The sequence below is a fragment of the Frigoribacterium sp. CF331 genome, from assembly GCF_057787905.1.
In genome coordinates this window covers 1,079,284-1,097,629 of record NZ_CM173545.1, presented here as the reverse complement: position 1 = coordinate 1,097,629, position 18,346 = coordinate 1,079,284, and the positions used below count along the sequence as shown (strand labels likewise).

Annotated in this window: 14 protein-coding genes; 10 read left to right on the top strand and 4 right to left on the bottom strand. The window is 71.0% G+C overall.

From position 1 onward, the window contains the following. Positions 1 to 239: 239 nt before the first annotated feature. On the top strand, positions 240 to 1,232 hold the full coding sequence (locus AC3CCI_RS05080; protein WP_488628313.1) for a glycerophosphodiester phosphodiesterase family protein: 993 nt from the start codon (positions 240 to 242) through the stop codon (positions 1,230 to 1,232). 79 nt (positions 1,233 to 1,311) lie between these two features. After that, entirely contained in the window at positions 1,312 to 3,732 is a 2,421-nt protein-coding gene (locus tag AC3CCI_RS05075; protein WP_488628312.1) for an ATP-dependent helicase, read from the top strand. 122 nt (positions 3,733 to 3,854) lie between these two features. Here the strand turns inward: AC3CCI_RS05075 and AC3CCI_RS05070 are convergent, their stop codons facing one another. Continuing rightward, on the bottom strand, positions 3,855 to 4,619 hold the full coding sequence (locus AC3CCI_RS05070; RefSeq protein ID WP_488628311.1) for an FHA domain-containing protein: 765 nt from the start codon (positions 4,617 to 4,619) through the stop codon (positions 3,855 to 3,857). Positions 4,620 to 4,720: 101 nt separating this feature from the next. On the opposite strand from AC3CCI_RS05070, the gene AC3CCI_RS05065 reads away from it, so the two are divergent. From AC3CCI_RS05065 to AC3CCI_RS05040, 6 genes are all read left to right on the top strand, one after another. After that, a complete protein-coding gene (locus AC3CCI_RS05065) occupies positions 4,721 to 5,014 on the top strand; it encodes a WXG100 family type VII secretion target (protein WP_354595304.1) in 294 nt (97 codons plus the stop codon). Positions 5,015 to 5,094: 80 nt separating this feature from the next. After that, positions 5,095 to 5,391 carry a hypothetical protein gene (locus tag AC3CCI_RS05060; protein ID WP_488628310.1) on the top strand — a complete coding sequence of 99 codons (297 nt, stop codon included), beginning with the start codon at positions 5,095 to 5,097 and terminating at the stop codon, positions 5,389 to 5,391. 20 nt (positions 5,392 to 5,411) lie between these two features. Next, entirely contained in the window at positions 5,412 to 6,647 is a 1,236-nt protein-coding gene (locus AC3CCI_RS05055; protein WP_488628309.1) for a putative T7SS-secreted protein, read from the top strand. A gap of 592 nt (positions 6,648 to 7,239) precedes the next feature. Next, positions 7,240 to 7,986 (top strand): hypothetical protein, encoded by a 747-nt coding sequence (locus tag AC3CCI_RS05050; protein WP_488628308.1) that lies wholly within the window; start codon positions 7,240 to 7,242, stop codon positions 7,984 to 7,986. Positions 7,987 to 8,021: 35 nt separating this feature from the next. Beyond that, positions 8,022 to 8,630: a hypothetical protein gene (locus AC3CCI_RS05045; RefSeq protein ID WP_488628307.1), complete on the top strand. Its 609-nt coding sequence runs from the start codon at positions 8,022 to 8,024 to the stop codon at positions 8,628 to 8,630. After that, the gene (locus AC3CCI_RS05040) at positions 8,627 to 13,060 is read left to right on the top strand and encodes a type VII secretion EssC family protein (protein ID WP_488628306.1); all 4,434 of its coding nucleotides are present in this window, start codon (positions 8,627 to 8,629) and stop codon (positions 13,058 to 13,060) included. The genes AC3CCI_RS05045 and AC3CCI_RS05040 overlap by 4 nt, the downstream gene beginning before the upstream one ends. 35 nt (positions 13,061 to 13,095) lie before the next feature. Here the strand turns inward: AC3CCI_RS05040 and AC3CCI_RS05035 are convergent, their stop codons facing one another. The 3 genes from AC3CCI_RS05035 to AC3CCI_RS05025 all read right to left on the bottom strand — a co-directional run bounded on the left by AC3CCI_RS05035 (position 13,096) and on the right by AC3CCI_RS05025 (position 15,883). Beyond that, positions 13,096 to 15,039 carry a thioester domain-containing protein gene (locus AC3CCI_RS05035; RefSeq protein ID WP_488628305.1) on the bottom strand — a complete coding sequence of 648 codons (1,944 nt, stop codon included), beginning with the start codon at positions 15,037 to 15,039 and terminating at the stop codon, positions 13,096 to 13,098. Between the two features lie 156 nt (positions 15,040 to 15,195). Next, positions 15,196 to 15,429, bottom strand: coding sequence for a hypothetical protein (locus AC3CCI_RS05030; RefSeq protein WP_123519640.1), 234 nt, complete (start codon positions 15,427 to 15,429; stop codon positions 15,196 to 15,198). Positions 15,430 to 15,472: 43 nt separating this feature from the next. After that, the gene (locus AC3CCI_RS05025; RefSeq protein WP_354595311.1) at positions 15,473 to 15,883 is read right to left on the bottom strand and encodes an ester cyclase; all 411 of its coding nucleotides are present in this window, start codon (positions 15,881 to 15,883) and stop codon (positions 15,473 to 15,475) included. Between the two features lie 211 nt (positions 15,884 to 16,094). Between AC3CCI_RS05025 and sucC the strand changes: the two genes are divergently transcribed. Both sucC and sucD read left to right on the top strand, forming a co-directional pair. Beyond that, positions 16,095 to 17,258, top strand: a complete 1,164-nt coding sequence (gene sucC / locus AC3CCI_RS05020; protein WP_194595024.1) for an ADP-forming succinate--CoA ligase subunit beta — start codon at positions 16,095 to 16,097, stop codon at positions 17,256 to 17,258. A gap of 15 nt (positions 17,259 to 17,273) precedes the next feature. After that, complete coding sequence (gene sucD, locus AC3CCI_RS05015; RefSeq protein ID WP_043594275.1) at positions 17,274 to 18,161, top strand: succinate--CoA ligase subunit alpha; 888 nt, start codon at positions 17,274 to 17,276, stop codon at positions 18,159 to 18,161. The last annotated feature ends 185 nt before the right edge of the window (positions 18,162 to 18,346 follow it).

Sequence of the window (18,346 nt, the reverse complement as noted above, 5' to 3'; positions counted from 1 at the left end):
CGCCCGCGCAGGTGCGCGAGGGTGGTTCCGTACACACGAGGCTAACCGTGCCGTGCAACGAATGGCTGAAGATCTGCCTGATGAGAGCCGCATTCTCGCAGGGCGAACGTGCATGGCGTGCAGTCTTTTGCGTCTGCGGTGGGTGGGACGCCTCGGCCCCAGGGGGCCGCGCCTCCTCGTGGTCCACAGGGCGCCGGGCGGTTCGGGTCGTGCACGGACGGGCGGGTTAGCGTGACCGGGTGTCCACCTCGCCTCTCGTCATCGCCCACCGCGGCGCCAGCGGTCACCGACCCGAGCACGGCGAGGACGCCTACCGCCTCGCGATCGAGCTCGGGGCCGATGCGATCGAGCCCGACCTGGTCGCGTCGAGCGACGGCGTGCTCGTGCTGCGGCACGAGAACGAGATCTCGGGCACGACCGATGTCGCCGACCACGACGAGTTCCGGCACCGGCGCACCACCAAGACCATCGACGGCACGAAGGTGACGGGCTGGTTCACCGAGGACTTCACCTGGGACGAGCTCAGCACGCTGCGCATCCGTGAACGTCTGCCCGAGCTGCGGCCCGACAGCGCCGCGCACGACGGCGAGGGGCGCATCCAGCGGCTGGGCGACCTGCTCGACCTGCTCGACGCCGTCGATCGGCCCGTCGGGCTCGTCGCCGAGGTCAAGCACGCCACCTACTTCGACTCGATCGGGCTGCCGCTGGGCGAGCTGCTCGCCGACGAGCTGCGGCAGCGCCGGTGGGTCGACGACCCCCGCCTGACCATCGAGTCGTTCGAGCAGACCGTGCTCGGGCGGCTCGCCGACCAGCGACTCGGGGCCCGGCTCGTCTACCTGCTCGAGAAGGCCGGAACGGCGGCCGACCTCGTGGCGGCGGGTCGCGCCTCCGTGGGGTACCGCGACCAGCTGCACGCCGAGTCGCTCGAGTCGTTCGTCGACGCAGGGCTGCACGGCGTCAGCCTCGACAAGCACACGCTCGTCGACGCCCGCGGGGCGACCGACGGTCGGGTGGTCGACCGGGCCCACGCCGCGGGGCTCGACGTCTTCACCTGGACGCTGCGCGCCGAGAACGCGTTCCTGGCCCGCGCGAACCGCGGCCCCGGCGGCAAGGCCGCCTTCGGCGACTGGCGCACCGAGTTCACCTCGCTCATGGCTCTCGGCGTCGACGGCGTCTTCGCCGACCAGCCCGAGCTCGCCGAGGAGGCGCGGGTAGCCTTGGCGTCCCGCTGACCCCGCACCACGTCACCGCTGCCCGTGGTCGCCCCGCACCCCTCGCGATGTCGGTGGTCGCGCTTAGACTCGACGAGCCATGACGATCGTGCTCGAGCCCTCTGACGCTGCCGGCGGTTCCGGCGACCCCCTGACCGCCGGTCTAAACCCCCAGCAGAAAGAGGCGGTCGAGTACCGCGGGCAGTCGCTGCTGATCGTGGCCGGCGCCGGCTCGGGCAAGACCAGCGTGCTCACCCGCCGCATCGCCGGCCTGTTGGCGACGCGCGAAGCGTGGCCCAGTCAGATCCTCGCGATCACGTTCACCAACAAGGCCGCGGCCGAGATGCGCGAGCGCGTGGCGCACCTCGTCGGCCAGGCCGGTGAGGGCATGTGGATCAGCACGTTCCACTCGGCGTGCGTGCGCATCCTGCGGCGCGAGGCCGAGCAGTTCGGCTTCACCAAGAGCTTCACGATCTACGACTCGGCCGACTCGCGGGCGCTGCTCAAGCGCATCCTGAAAGAGCTCGACGCCGACCAGCTCGGCCTCACCGTCAGCATGGCGTCGGGCAAGATCTCGAAGCTCAAGAACGAGCTCAGCGACGTCGAGTCGTACTCGCGCCAGATCAACATGAACGACCCGCAAGAGGTCATGTTCCTCGAGATCTTCCGGCAGTACACCCGCGAGCTGCAGCGGGCCAACGCCTTCGACTTCGACGACCTCATCGCGCAGACCGTCTACCTCTTCCGGGCCTTCCCGCACGTCGCGGCGCAGTACCAGCGGCGGTTCCGGCACATCCTGGTCGACGAGTACCAAGACACCAACCACGCGCAGTACTCGCTCATCCGCGAGCTGACCCGGCCGGTGCAGTCCGACCTCGTCGACGAGCTCGAGCGGGGCGGCCAGTTCGTGCAGTCGATGCGTGACGGCAGCGGCGGCATCCCCGGGGCGTCGCTCACCGTGGTCGGCGACTCCGACCAGTCGATCTACGCCTTCCGCGGCGCCGACATCCGCAACATCGTCGAGTTCGAACGCGACTTCCCGAACTCGAAGGTCATCCTGCTCGAGCAGAACTACCGCTCGACGCAGAACATCCTCGACGCGGCCAACGCGGTCATCTCGAACAACTTCGACCGCCAGGCCAAGAACCTCTTCACCACGGTCGGCGCCGGCAGCAAGATCGTCGGCTTCACCGGGTACACCGGTCACGACGAGGCCCAGTTCGTGGCCGACGAGATCTCGGCACTGCACGAGTCCGGCACCGATTACAAAGACATGGCCGTCTTCTACCGCACCAACTCGCAGACGCGTGCGCTCGAAGAGATCTTCATCCGCTCGGCGATCCCGTACCGCGTGCTCGGCGGCACGAAGTTCTACGAGCGCGCCGAGATCAAGGACGCCATGGCGTACCTGATCACCGTCGCCAACCCGGCCGACCCGCTGGCGCTCCGCCGCATCATGAACGTGCCCAAGCGCGGCATCGGTCCGGCCACCGAGACCGCGATGCAGCGCTGGGCCGACACCAACGAGGCGCCGCTGCGTGACGCGATGCGCAACGCCGACCAGCTCGGCCTCGGTCCGAAGGTCACCGGTGCGATCACCGGCCTGGCGAAGCTGCTCGACGACGTGCAGGCGACGGCCGCGACGGCACCCGTCCACGAGATCCTGACCGCCCTCATCGAGGGCAGCGGCCTCGTCGAGGTGCTGCGCGCGTCACGTGACCCGCAAGACGAGGCCCGCGCCGAGAACATCGACGAGCTCGTCGCCGTCACCAGGGAGTTCCAGAAGAACAACCCCGACGGCACGTTGCTCGACTTCCTCACCGAGGTCACGCTCGTCGCGGCCGCCGACGACCTCGACGACACGAGCGGCACGGTGTCGCTGATGACGCTGCACACCGCGAAGGGGCTCGAGTACGAGGCCGTCTTCCTCACCGGAGTCGAAGAAGACCTGCTGCCGCACCGCATGTCGGCCAGCGAACCCGGTGGCCCGTCCGAAGAGCGGCGGTTGTTCTACGTTGGCATCACCCGGGCACGCCAGCGGCTCTTCCTGTCGCTCGCGATGACGCGGGCGCAGTTCGGCGAGGTGAACGTGGCGATGCCGTCGCGCTACCTGCAAGAGATCCCGGTCGAGCTGATCGACTGGAAGCAGTCGCCCGGCATGGCGACCAGTCGCGGGGGCACGCAGCCGCGGGCGCTCAACGCGCGTCGCGAGGGTGGTGACGGCAACCGGGGGGCGACCCCGCGGGCGTCGGGCGGTTACGGTTCGGGCAGCTACGACCGGGCGACGGCGGCGTCGAAGACGAAGCCGAAGACCGAGTGGGCGAACCGGGTCACGGGCACCGTGCGTGACAACGGCGACCTCGAGCTCGAGGCCGGCGACCGCATCTCGCACGTCGACTTCGGCGAGGGTCGCGTCATGGCCGTCACCGGCATCGGCGCCCGCCGCATCGCCGAGGTGCTCTTCGACGGCGCCGGCCGCAAGAAGCTGCTGATCAAGGTCGCACCGATCGAGAAGATCTAGCGCAGGCGACTCGTCGGCTCGGACCATCGCGGCTCGCGGCTCGCGGCTCGCGGCTCCACAATTGCCGTCAGCTCGGGTCGGAGCACGTGGTGGTGCTTGCCGTCGCCTGTCGGGCCGCCGCCTCACGCCTCGTCGCGAGTCCGGGCTTCCGGTCGGCGGCGGACGACGGTCACCGCGTGGTCGCCGATCGACAGCAGCGACCCGACCCTCACGCGGGTGGGGGTGTGCGCCTCGAGTTCGGTCACGTCGCCGGTCGTCGACACGAGGGTCGTGCCGTTGCCCGAGCCCAGGTCGGTCACCCAGACCCCGGCATCGGGACCGATGACGATCGAGACGTGATGGCGCGACAGCGACCGCCCCGGGTCGTCGAGCGCCACGACGCAGGCGCCGGCAGGTGGGGGCGGGGGTTGGTCCGTCCGGCGACCGACGACGACCGCCCGTGCCGTCAACGGCACGACGCTCTCGTCGGGGAGTCGCAGGCCGTAGTGCCTCGGACGCAGCGCCGTCGCCTCGAGATCGGGTGCTTCCGGTGGCCCTGCGTGATGCGGGTTGCCGGCGTCGGGCGGTGACGGCGGAGGCGGGGCCGCCGCTTCGACGGTCAGCGCAGGTAGTTCGGCAGGAGTCGCGGGCTCGACGAGCATCGTGCCGGGTGTGACGGGAGTCGCATCGGTCGGGCGACCCGGTCCGTCAGCGGGGGCGAAGCCCGAGGAGGCGCGGGGCGGGGGAGGAGCCGACGTCACGACGGTCTCGGGCGGTCGCAGCGGCAGGACGGTGATGCGCGAGAGCAGGCCTGCGGCTCGTAGCTCTCGGATGGACTGGGCGGTGACCACCGGAGGGTCCGCGGGGTGCTGCTCGCGCCTCCTGCTCGCGCCCTTCTTCCACCTCATGCCGACTCCGATCTGTGGGCAACCGTCACGCAACCTATCAGGCATGACATATTGGTCGTGATCGACCGACCGGTCGACGTCACAACGAGAGGGAGCACCTCATGGCCAATGTCACCGTCACCTACGACGACCTGCGCACGCAGGCCACGCAATTGCGCAACGGGCAGCGCGCGATCGAAGACCAACTCGGGCAGATGAAGTCGCAGATCGACAACCTCGTCGGCTCGGGCTACGTCACCGACAAGTCGTCCAAGGCGTTCGACTCGACGTACACCGAGTTCACGACCGGAGCGTCCAAGACCATCTCCGCGGTCGAGAGCATGGCGGCGTTCCTCGAGAACGCGGCCAGCACCCTCGAAGGTGCCGACCAGCAGCTGGCCAGCAGCCTGGGCTGACCGACGCACGACCGGGGGTCGAGGCGGGTCGTGCTGAAGCACGACGCGCCTCGGCCTCGCGACACGAGGGGAGGAACCTCATGGCTCGATCGAGCCTGAACATCGACGGGGCCGGTCTCGAGGCGTTGCTCGGCGACCTCGACCGGGTGCGGACCGACTTCGAGACGGCCGATTCGTCGGCACAGCTCACGGCCGAGGCCTGCGGGCACGCGCGGCTCGCAGCGAAGGTCACGTCGTTCGCGACGAACTGGAACGACCGGCGGGCGCAGCTCGCTCAGCAGATCACCGAGCTCGGCGAGGCCCTCTCGACGATCGACCAGACCTTCGCCGAGGTCGACGGCGAACTCGAGGGCACCCTCGTGGGTGGCGACCGGTGACGGCCGGCACGCTCGCCGGGGTGACGGCCAACTCGCTCGTGGGGGTCTCGGGGGACCCGGGGCTGGTGAACGCGATGGCTGACCATTACGAGTCGGTGGCGGCGTCGATCCGTGGGGCGGCCATGAAGCTGAGGTCGCTCGAAGCGGGGTCGTCGTCGAGCGACGCCCTCGACGCGTTCCTGGCCAAGGCCCAGCAGGTGTCGGCGAGCCTGGGCAAGGCCGAGGGGCGTTACGGCGAGACGGGTTCGGCGTTGAAGACGTACGCGTCCGAGCTCTCGCTCGCACAGGAGGCCGCCGCGCCGGCCCTGGCGAACCACCGAGACGCCGTCGACGACCTTGCCGCAGCCGAGAGGCTCGTCGAGCGGTACGACCAGCTGGCACTGGTGGCGACCGACGAGGTGACCAAGCAGGAGCACCTCGACCAGGCCGCAGCCCAGCGGGCCAAGGCCGACGACGCCCGGGGCCGCGTCGCCATCTATGCCAGGCGACTGGCCGACGCACACGCGTCCGTCGAGACCGCGGCGAACACTGCCATCGCCAGGATCGACGACGCCACGGACGACGGCCTCGACGACACCGTCTGGGACGACCTCGGCGCCGCCTGGGACGCCGGCTTCGCCGCCTTCCAGACCTGGATGGAGGAGAACGACTCGTGGATCAGCACCGTTGTGGACGCGCTCACAATCGTCGGTGGCCTCCTGGCCTTTGCCTCGCTCTTCATCCCGGGCCTCAACCTCGTCATCTTGGCGGTGATGGCAGTGTCTTTGGGGCTGGCTGTGGGGCGCTTCGCCGCAGGCACCGGAACCGCTCTTGATCTCGCCATGGCACTTGTCTCGGTCGCGACTCTTGGCATCGGGGGGACGCTAGTTGCATCGGCGAGGTCCTCCATCAAGGTGGTGAGCGCGAATCGCGTCGCTGGACTGGTGAGAAGCGGGAACACAAGAAGGCTCGCCACCTTGCGGGTGTCGACGAGTTGGAGCCGTGCCCAGCCCGGCCTCGGCGATCGATTCCTGCTGAAGAGCTTCGGTGACGAGGGGGTTGCCCAGGTGCTTCACTTTCTCCGCTCAACTCGGCCGGGGGCATTCGCCGACGATCCTGCCCAGATCGCAAGGACGCTAGCCAAGCTCAACTCAGCTCGGGTCATCCAGGCGGTTGACCAGGGCCGCAGCGTTGCCGAGGGTGCCGCTGCCTGGCTCGGTGTCGATCTTCCAGCCACGGTCTGGCGGAGGCTCAGCACTTCGAAAGGCTCGTTGTGACACCTATCGATCGTCATAGACGGAGGCGCCGTCAGTCGAAACTTGAGGGCGTCATCTTCAACGCGCTCGTCCTTTCGTCAGGCCTGATACCCGTGTGCGCCGCTCAAACGACCCGCCTAGTTCTCCAGTTCCGAGGTGGCGGACGGGGCGATGCGCGTCGATTGAACCCTGAGGGTGGTCCACTCTTCTCGACGGCGGAGAATTGGCCGCCGTTTGTGGGGTCCTCGGTACCGTTTTGGATTGCTTGTAGTTGTCTCGTGGCTGCCGTGATCTGGCTCTCTCGAAGAGGAGGTGGCAATGATCGCTTCCCTCTTGATTCGCCTCTGATTGCCTATGCTGCGTTTCTCGGAGGGGCGTGGAGCGTGATCATCGCCCTCCCCTTTCGCGGCCTCGATGCCTGGCCGCGGGACTCCGCAGTCGCGGGCGCCATCCAGATCCTCTGTGGCATCTGGGCGGCCGTCGGGATCATCCGGGGTCGGCGTCTTCGAAAACGACTGGCGCTTGACCAAGCGCGAATTACGGAGAGCACGGCCGGCCAACGCTGGAGACGGGAAGAGCCAGCCGGGGCCAGAGGTCGTTCAGAGGACAAATCGTGAGCGCCGCGGGGTACGTGAGGCGGACGGCTGGGACGGTGGCGGCGTCGTATTCGATCGTCGTGCCTCCCGGGTTCGTCCGGGTGCCGGGTGGGCTCGACGCTCGCGAGGCGGCCGCAGTCGTCGCCCCCCAGCTCGCTGAGCCGTCGGCCGCCGAGAAGATGTCGGCCCCCGAGGACTGGCGGCTGCGGTTCGGATCGGCGTTCGAACGAGCACTCGCCGCCGACGTCCACGGTCGGGTGCTCGACTCGTACCTCAGCGCGGGGCCGCTGCCGGGCACCGACATCGTCTGCTCCGTGGTCGTCGCCACGGTGCCCGTCACCCGGTCCAGACATGCCAATCTCGATCGGCTGTTGCTCCGGAGGGTCGCCACCCACGGGGCCGAACCGTTCGTCCTCGCCGGTGATCCCGCCGTCGTCTGGGACGACCCCGCGGGCGACACCTCGGCCCTCGACGGTGACACCGCGACGGCCGGCAGAGGTGACGGGGCTGACGAAGTGGCCAGCCTGACCCCGCTCCGGCGCCGCACCGTGCTGGCTCGAGTCGCAGGCCGAGACGACCGGTTGGTCACCCTCGTCCTCACCGTCGGATCGACCACCACAGCCGAGGCCGCGCGGAGCGACATCACCTCCGACGCGCAGCGCCGCATCGCCGACGCCCTCGCCGACGTCTTCGACGCGATGGTCAGCACCTTCCGCTGGCGCGACGCCGAGAGTCGCCTCGTCACCGACCGGCCCCTCGCCTGAACCCTCTCGACCGCCACAGAAAGCGACACCGAACCATGACCGACCACGACCACGACCACGACAGTGTTCGCGACCACGACCTCCTCATCGGACACGACCCCGACACCTGGGTGTCCCTGCCGACCACGTGGCCACACGACGGGCACCGAGCGCCACGCTCGTGGATCAGGGCCACCGTCCGTGCGGTCGCCGAGCGGTCCGAGGGCGCGACCCGCGCCTCCCGGTCCTGGCTCACAGAAGTGCTCTCGGCGCTGGCCCGCTGGTCGCCGGCCGACGAGCGCCGGTACCTCTACCTGCCCGACATCGCGACGCCGCCGAGCCTGCTGCGGGTGCAGTACGGCTCGGCCCGAGGGGACCGCGACGCCGCCCTGCGAACGATGGTCCTCGAGAGCGACCTCGCCCCGATCGAACCTCCCGTGGTCGAGGACGTCGAGACGGACGACCTCGGTCGGGGCCTGCGGGGTGTGCGGTACGCGGCCCTCGAGGGCGAGGACGGCCTCCACGCCACCCTCGTCTACGCCTTCCGCGCCGAGCCGTACGACGTCCGCGTCAGCTGTCAGGTCGGCGGCCCCGAAGCGGTGCCGGTCATGATCGCCGAAGTCGACCTCTTCGTCGACGGCATCAGCGTGGTGCCTGCCGCGTGAGACTGGCGCTCACCGTCCTGCACGTCCCCACGGGCCGCCGGGCCGACCGATCCGTCGTCGTCGATCCCGACGCCACCGTCGCCGAGGTCGCCGCACACCTCGCCGCGGCCCTCGGGCTGCCGACCGACGCCCACGATGCGGCTCCGTCCCACCTCTCGGTCGACGGCTTCCCCGTGGATACGGACGCCCGGCTCCGGTCGGGCGTCCTGCTCGACGGTGCCGTGCTCGGACTCGGCGGCCCCGCACCGCATCGTCGGCTCCCCGACGACTCGCCGACGATCCGCGTCATCGGAGGACGCGGCGCCGGCACGATCCACGTCGTCGACGTGGGCATCGTGCACGTGGGCACCGGACCGGACGCCGGCGTCCGACTGGACGACGACCGCGTGCCCCCGATCGTCGCGACGATCGAACTGGACGGTGCCGGGCGGTTCTCGCTGACCCCCACGGCGGATGCCTTCCCCGAGTCCGACGTCGACGCCCGCGGGCCGCTCGTCCTCGTCGACCGCATCCCCGTCCTCGGCACGGCCGCGATCGACGAGCACAGCGTCATCACCATCGGCGACACCCTCCTCGCCGTCGCCCCCGCCGGACACCCGTCCGCGGCCATCACCGTGAGCGACGGGGGAGGCACCCTCGACCACGCGCGTCCTCCGCGCCTCCTGCCGGAGCCCCCGACCACGACGTTCCGGTACCCCGCCGAGCCCCAGCAGGGCACGAAGCGGCCCCTGCCGATCGTGGCCGCGCTCGCACCCGTGGTGATGGCGGTCGTGATGGTCAGCGTGTTCGGCAACGTCGCCTTCCTCGCATTCGGGCTCATGTCGCCCGTCGTCATGATCGGCAACCACCTCTACGACAAGCGGAACGGCAAGGTGTCGCACCGGCGGCGCCTGGCCGACCACCAGGCCACCAAGGAGGCGGTGGCGGCGGACGCCGAGAGCGCCGTCCGACAGCTGCAGCGCGAGTTGCGACACCTCAGCCCCGACGCGGCGACCGTGCTCGACATCGCCGTCCGGCGTCGATCCCGGCTGTGGGAGCGCCGCCGGGACGACCCCGACCACCTGCGCGTGAGGATCGGCACCGCAGACCTGCCCTCGGGCGTCACCATCGAGGACCCCGCCGAGCTCGAGCACCGTCGGACGGTGGCCCGCCCCGCCGTCGACGTGCCCGTGACCGTCGACCTGGGCGACCACGGCGTCGTCGGCGTCGCCGGCAGGCCGGAGCACGCCCGACCGCTGGTCGCGTGGATGCTCGCCCAGCTCGCCGTCGCCCAGAGTCCCCGTGACGTGCGCTTCGTCGTCCTGACCGAACAGGCCGCGGTCGACCACTGGTCCTGGCTCGCCCATGTGCCCCACGCTCGGCCCGAGGAAGGACGACCCGCCGCCGTGTGGCTGGGCAACGACGCCGAGACCGTCGCCCGTCGGGTCGCCGAGCTGGGCGCCGAGATCGACGCCCGTCAGCGCGCGGCCCGCGAGTCGACGGGCGCGCTCCGCGCGGCGACCGACGTCGTGCTCGTGCTCGACGGGGCGAGACGACTGCGCACCCTGCCGGGGCTCGTCCGCGTCCTCCGGGACGGACCGTCCGTCGGCGTGCACGCGGTGTGCCTCGACACCGAACGTCGCTCGCTTCCCGAGGAGTGCGTCGCCGTCGTCACCTGTGGCACCACGAGGCACTCGCTCGACGTGCACCGGACCGCCGACGTGCGAGAGGTCAAGGCCGACCTGTTGCCCGACGGATGGTTCGAGGCCGTCGGACGGGCCGTCGCCCCGGTGGTCGACGTCGACGACGGTGACGGTGCCGCGGGGCTCCCGGCCCGTTCGCGCCTGCTCGACGTCCTGCAGCTCGACCCGCCGACGCCCGAGGCCGTCCTCGAACGGTGGTCCCGAACGGCCCCCACGACCGAGGTGGTGATCGGCGAAAGCCTCGACGGTCCGTTCTCGTTCGACCTGCGCCGCGACGGCCCGCACGGTCTGGTCGCGGGCACGACCGGCTCGGGCAAGTCCGAGTTGCTGCAGAGCATGGTCGCGTCGCTCGCCGCCGCCAACACGCCCGAGTCGATGACCTTCGTCCTCGTCGACTACAAGGGAGGGGCCGCTTTCCGGGACTTCGGGCCCCTGCCGCACACCGTCGGGATGGTCACCGACCTCGACACGCACCTGGTCGAGCGTGCCCTGCACTCGCTCGGGGCCGAACTGCGTCGCCGGGAGCACCTGCTGGCAGACGCCGGGGCCAAGGACCTCGAGGACTACGTCGAGGGCGCAAGCGGGCCGCGTGAACGGCCGCCGCTGCCGCGCCTCCTGATCGTCATCGACGAGTTCGCGAGCATGGTCCGCGAGCTGCCGGACTTCGTGACGGGCCTGGTGAACATCGCCCAGCGGGGACGATCGCTCGGCATCCACCTCGTTCTCGCGACCCAGCGGCCGACCGGCGTCGTCACCGGGGACATCCGGGCCAACACCAACCTGCGCATCGCCCTGAGGGTCACCGACGCAGGCGAGAGCACGGATGTCATCGACGCGGGCGACGCCGCCGGCATCGCGAAGTCGACGCCGGGGCGCGCGTTCGTCCGTCTGGGCGCGCGCGCCCTCGTTCCGTTCCAGGCGGGGCGCGTCGGGGGTCGCCGGCCGGGACTGGTCGCCGACGTCGTGCCGGAGGTGTGGTCGAGTCCGCTCGGTTGGGCGGACCTCGGCCGGGCCGCCCCCGAGCCGCCCGTGCGCACCTCGACCGAGTCGGTCGGTCGCACCGACCTGGTCGAGCTCGTCGCCGCTCTCGCCGCGGCGAGCGACCGCCTCGGCATCGCCCGCCCGCATCGTCCGTGGCTCGACGCGCTGCCCGAACGCATCGTGCTCGACGACCTCGACGCACCCGGGCCCGGCGTCGACGGAGAGGGGCCCCCCGACGGAGACCTGCCCGTCCTGCCGTTCGGTCGGCAGGACTTCCCGGCGGAACAGCGCCAGGCCGCGGCCGTCCTCGATCTTCAAGCCCTCGGCCACCTCTTCGTCGTGGGTGCCCCGCGCACCGGACGCTCGCAGGTGCTACGAACCGTCGCGGCAGCGATCGCCGACCGGACGAGCTGCGCCGACGTCCATCTCTTCGGCATCGACTGCGGAAGCGGGGCCCTCTTGCCGCTCGAGACCATGCCCCACGTCGGAGCCGTCGTCCAGCGCACCCAGCTCGACCGTGTGCGCCGCCTCCTGACGAAGCTCGTCGACGAGACCCACCGTCGCCAGCAGGTGCTCGCCACGGGTGGCCACGCCGGCGTCGTCGAACAACGCCGGGCGGCGCCCGAGGCCGACCGGCTGCCGCACCTCGTCGTCATGGTGGACCGGTGGGAGGGTTTCACCGGCAGCTTCGCCGAGATCGAACACGGCAAGCTCGTCGACCAGGTGGGGCTGCTGCTGCGTGAGGGCGCCGCGGCGGGGGTGCACGTGATCGTCACGGGCGACCGCCAGCTCGTCGCGGGCCGACTCGCCGCCCTCGTCGACGACAAACTGCTGCTGCGGTTGACGGACCGCGCGGACTACGCCCTCGCCGGGTTGACCCCCCGAGCCCTGCCCGACGTCGTGCCGCCGGGCAGGGGATTCACCGCCGAGAGCGCGATCGAGACGCAGGTCGCCCTGATCGACGCCGACCCCACGGGCCAGGCCCAGGCCGAGTCCCTGCGCCGGCGCGGGGTCGCGTCGTCGCATCGTGACCGCCACGTGCCCCCGGGTCGCCGGCCCTTCCGCGTCGACCAGTTGGCCGGCCCGATCACGTTCGACGAGGCCTGGTCCCGTCGCGACGAGCGCGACCCGACCGGACTGTTCGCCCTCGTCGGCGTCGGTGGCGACGACCTCGTGCCGATGGGCCCGGACCTCATCGAGGGGCCGGGCAGCTTCGTCGTCACCGGTCCGCCGAGGAGCGGGCGCAGCAGCGTCCTGGTCGCCATGGTCCGGTCGATCACCGCACAGGGCGTCGAGGTCGTCGTGGTCGCACCACGCCGCTCGCCGCTCCGTGCCCTCGAAGGGGCCCCGGGCGTCGTGGCGACGATCACCAGCCAGACCGTCGAGGCCTCGACGCTCGCGCCGCTCTTCTCGGCACCGCATGGTCCCCGCGTGCTCGTCGTCGATGACGGTGAACGCCTCAAGGACTGCCCCGCCGCCGAGTGGCTCGCTGACTTCCTGCGTTCGTGCCCCGAGACCGGTCGCGCTCTCGTCGTGGCGGGTACGACCGGCGAGGTGCTGACGGGGTGGTCCGGCTGGCACGTGGACGTGCGGAACAACCGTTGCGGTGCCGTGCTCGGCCCTCAGCTTCCGAACGAGGGCGAGCAGGTCGGCGTCCGTCTGACGAAGGCCGATCTCACCGATCGGCCCGTGCCGGGAGTCGCCTTCGTGGACGACGGGACCGGGCAGGCCGTGAGGGTGCAGGTGCCGTTCGATCCGGTCGGCTGACCCCCGCCCGTGTCGCGACACCTGCACCCGGGCGCTCATCGCGCGTCGCCCACCCCGAGGGCCGAGGGACGGTCGCCCGGCCGTGCGATGGACTCGGCGTCGATCGCGAGGCCCGGGCGCCGGCGCCTCCTGATGTGGAGCGCGCCCGCCGCCGCCACCAGGACGACCCCGGTCCCGAGGATGCCGAGGGCCACGAGCAACGCCTGCCCGGCTCCGTCGGACCCGGTGAAGGCGAGGCGTGCCGGTGGGACGGGTGCCTCGGTCGCGGCCGGCTGTCGGATGGTCGTCATCTCGCTCCGGTGCACCGTCGTGTCGGAGAAGGCAGGCACGACCTGGCTGCCGTCCTCCGCCACCGGTGATCCTGCGGACGAGAAGACGAAGACGTACGTGCCAGGGCGGTCGAGCGTGGTGCACGGGGTGTCGTAGGTGCCGTCCTCGCCGACGGTGACAGCTTCGCGTGCCACGACCAGGCTCGGGTCGATGCGGTCGACCGGCCCGAGATCACGTCCCTCGTCGGGGGCCTCGTCGAACGGCCCGACGAGCACCGACTCCACCTCGACCCCGCCGGGGACGTCGGGGTGGAGGTCGACGACCGTCAGGGCATCGCTGACACAGGTGCCGGGGTCGCCGTCGGCCTGCGACACCGTCGTCGAGAGGGACGGGGCCCACGGGACGAACGTGGTCTCGGTCGCGGCGCCGAAGGGCGAGCGCCACGAACCGACCCGGTCGCGGCCGGTCTCGACCGGGGTGTCGGCCGGGTCGATGGTCTCGACCCAGGTGAAGTACCCGCCGGACGGCAGTTCGCAACCCGGCGTCGAGTACGTGCCGGGCCCGTCGAGCACCTCGAGCGCGACCTCGCAGACGACCGGGGCGTCCGCCGGCCAGTCGTCGGTCTCGACGAGGGGAGCGAGGAAGGGCCCGAGCAGGCGGCTGCGGACGGTGACCGGCACGGCCCGCCACGTGCCCGAGTCGTCGTACCGACCCCATTCGGAGAGGAGCCCCTCTCCGGGCCGGACGTCGAGGGTCACCTGATCCGTCACGATCGTGCCGACCTCGGCGACCGTGTCGCTGGTCTCGGTCACGACCCGCGGTGCGAAGGGCAGTGGTGACAACTGCTCGACGCTGACCGATTCCGATGCCGACGCGGCCACGCCACCCGAGAACAAGATCATCTGCGACCCGGCAGGGCTGTTGCCCACCGTCGTGACCCTCCCGTAGGGCAGGTCGTCGAACCGGACCGTCGCGGTCACGGTCAGGCGGGCACGGTCACCGGTAGCCGTCACGGGCACCGGCTCGCCGTTGCGCACGGCGGCCGTCGTCGACCCGTCCGCGAAGACGGCCCCGTCGAGCGTGACGGTGCCCTCGTGCGACGGTTCGAGCACGGACGGGCCGCCCGTCACCCGGTCGACCGTGAGGTCGGGGCGGATGAGCCCCGTCCCGTCGGCTGCGAGCTCGACGGTGATCGAGGCCACGACCGACTTCGACGCGGCGGACGACGCCTCGGCGAGCATCTGATTCGCCCGCTCGAGCACGATCGGCCAGCGCTCGTTCGCGCGGCCCGCGTAGTAGCGCTGCGTGTGGCCGTTCAGCCCGGTGATCGTCCAGACGGCGAGCTGACCCGCGGCGGCCGTGTCGGCGTCGGTCGTTCCGCCCCAGGTGCGGGCGATGTAGGCGAGGCGGGCGTGGTCGTCGGTCGAGACGCCGATGACGTCACCGCCGGTGGTCGTGTCGTAGTGGTTGCCGACCGGCGAGGTCTTGCCGGCCTCGAGGCAGAAGGCCTGGGTGCCGTCGTCGAGCCGGTAGGTACCGAGCCACGAGACGCCATCGACCCGCCACAGGTGCCCGACGCCGCGACCGGTGCCGGTGACGGCGACAGCCGGGGCCTGGCCGAGGAGACCGGCGGCGACGGAGAACAAGAGGACGAGGGCGAGCGCGAGGCGTCGTCTGGGGGGCCCGAGGGCGCTGTGTCGTGATGTCATGCACCGACGATCGGGCAGGGGCCCCGGCTGCCGAGGCCGGCACCGCGCCTCCTGTGCACGGTTGTCGACGACGCAGGCCCGGGGGAGGAGCCGTCACGCGACGACGCCCCCGCCGCGAGGTGCGGCAGGGGCGTCGTCAGACGGGGAGGACCGAGGTCACTCGGTCTCGTCGAGGTCGATCTCGTCACCCTCGAGGTCGTTCGAGGCGTACTCGGGCGAGCCCTCGCGGGGTGCGCCGCCGGTCGGGCCGTCGTTGCCCTCGCCGACGCCGGGGAAGACCGTCTCGCCGGCGACCGCGTCGTTCGTCGCGATCTGCTCGGACTCGGCGAACTCGTCGGCCTGGTCGTAGGGCTGGTCGCCCGATGCTGCGGGGGTGTTCGTGTCGCTCATGGTGCGTCCTCTCGAAGGCGGTGCGGGGTGGTGGGGGGTCGTATCAGGCCAGGCCGAGTTGCTGCTTCAGGCCGGCCTCGTCGGTGGCGCCCCAGCGCTCGACCAGCAGGCCGTCCTCGTCGAAGCGTCCGACCTGGATGCCGCGCACCGTGAACGACTTGCCCGTGGGTTCGGCGCCCTGGAACGTGCCGGTGTGCGTTCCCGAGATCGTGAAGACGGCGGTGACGTTCTCGTCGTCGGCGACGAGCGTCTCGACCCCGAGGTCGGCGTCGGGGAAGGCCTCGAAGAACTCGGTCCAGAAGGCCTGGATGCCGGCGAGGCCGGCGGGTGCGTCGGGGGCCGGGTCGTGGTCGACGACGTCGGCGTGGAAGCCCTCGCCCAGTCGGTCGATCTCGCGGGCGGTCAGGATCTCGCCGATGCGCTGCTGGGTGGCGACGTTCTTCTCTTTCGACATGCGTGTCTCCGTTTCTCGTTCTGTCGGGATGCCTCTCGTCTACTCCCCAGGCCCGCGATCGCCGCCGATGCTCACAGCAGACGCGACGCTCGGCGTACCCCTCGGGTCGCCCGCTAGGCTGACCGCTGGCCCATTGTCTTCATGTCGAGATGGCTCGATGTCGAGACGGATCATGGTGAGACGACGCAGAGATGCGGATTGGAAGAACAGCGTGGATCTTTTCGAGTACCAGGCCAGAGACCTGTTCGAACAGTACGGCGTGCCCGTGCTGCCGGGCATCGTGGCCGACACCCCCGAGGAGGCGCGGGCAGCGTCCGAGAAGCTGGGTGGCGTCACCGTCGTCAAGGCCCAGGTCAAGGTCGGCGGCCGCGGCAAGGCCGGCGGCGTCAAGGTGGCGAAGACCCCCGACGACGCCGAGGCGGCGGCGAAGGACATCCTCGGGCTCGACATCAAGGGCCACGTCGTGAAGCGCGTGATGATCGCGGGCGGCGCCCAGATCGCGCAGGAGTTCTACTTCTCGGTGCTGCTCGACCGCGCCAACCGCTCGTACCTCTCGCTCTGCAGCGTCGAGGGCGGCATGGAGATCGAGCAGCTCGCCGTCGAGAAGCCCGACGCCCTCGCGCGCGTCGAGGTCGACCCCCGCTCGGGCATCGACCTGGCCAAGGCCACCGAGATCGCGAAGGCCGGCGGGTTCCCCGACGAGCTGATCGAGAAGGTCGCCCCCGTGCTGGTCAAGCTCTACGCGGTGTACGAGGGCGAGGACGCCACGCTCGTCGAGGTCAACCCGCTCGTCCTCACCGAGCAGGGCGACATCGTCGCCCTCGACGGCAAGGTGTCGATCGACGAGAACGCCGAGTTCCGTCACCCCGGCCACGCCGAGCTCGAGGACGCCGACGCGGCCGACCCGCTCGAGGCCAAGGCGAAGGCAGCCGGGCTCAACTACGTGAAGCTCGACGGCGAGGTCGGCATCATCGGCAACGGCGCCGGGCTCGTCATGTCGACGCTCGACGTCGTCGCCTACGCCGGCGAGGCGCACGGCGGGGTCAAGCCCGCCAACTTCCTCGACATCGGCGGCGGAGCGAGCGCCGAGGTCATGGCGGCCGGGCTCGACGTCATCCTGGGCGACGCCCAGGTCAAGAGCGTGTTCGTCAACGTCTTCGGTGGCATCACCGCCTGCGACGCGGTCGCCAACGGCATCGTCGCCGCCCTGGGCATCCTCGGCGACGCGGCCACCAAGCCGCTCGTCGTGCGCCTCGACGGCAACAACGTCGACGAGGGTCGACGCATCCTGGCGGAGGCGGCGCACCCGCTCGTCACCGTCGTCGCGACCATGGACGAGGCTGCCGACAAGGCCGCCGAGCTGGCTTCGAAGTAAGGACTGCACAGAACAATGTCGATCTTCCTCAACAAGGACAGCAAGGTCATCGTCCAGGGCATCACCGGCGGCGAGGGCACGAAGCACACCGCCCTGATGCTCAAGGCCGGCACGCAGGTCGTGGGCGGCGTCAACGCCCGCAAGGCCGGCACGACCGTCACCCACGGCGACGTCGAACTGCCCGTCTTCGGCACGGTCACCGAGGCCGTCGCCGAGACCGGCGCCGACGTCTCGATCGTCTTCGTGCCGCCGGCGTTCGCGAAGGACGCCGTCGTCGAGGCCATCGAGGCCGAGGTGCCGCTCGTCGTCGTCATCACCGAGGGCATCCCCGTGCAAGACAGCGCCGAGTTCTGGGCGCTCGCCAAGGCCAAGGGCGGCACGACGCGCATCATCGGGCCGAACTGCCCGGGCATCATCACGCCGGGCGAATCGCTGGTCGGCATCACGCCCGCCTCGATCTCGGGCTCCGGCCCGATCGGACTCGTGTCGAAGTCGGGCACCCTGACCTACCAGATGATGTTCGAGCTGCGTGACCTCGGCTTCTCGACCGCCATCGGCATCGGCGGCGACCCGGTCATCGGCACGACCCACATCGACGCCCTCGAGGCGTTCGAGGCCGACCCCGACACCAAGGCGATCGTCATGATCGGCGAGATCGGCGGAGACGCCGAAGAGCGGGCCGCCGACTACATCAAGGCGCACGTCACCAAGCCGGTCGTCGGCTACGTCGCGGGCTTCACCGCCCCCGAGGGCAAGACGATGGGCCACGCGGGCGCGATCGTGTCCGGCTCGGCCGGCACGGCCCAGGCCAAGAAAGAGGCGCTCGAGGCCGCCGGCGTCAAGGTCGGCAAGACGCCGAGCGAGACCGCGGCGCTGCTGCGCGAGGTCTACGCCTCCCTCTGAGGGATGACCCGCGCCTCCTCGACGGGCGTGTCCGTCGTGACGGGTCGTCTTCGGACGGCCGGCCATGACGGACACGCCCGTCGTCGTCCCCCCGGCGACCGGGCGTCGTCCGGGCGTCGTCCGGAGTGACGTCGAGGGCGTCGTCGTCGCGGGCGGCGGGGCAGCGGGCCGGCCCCGGTCGGCAC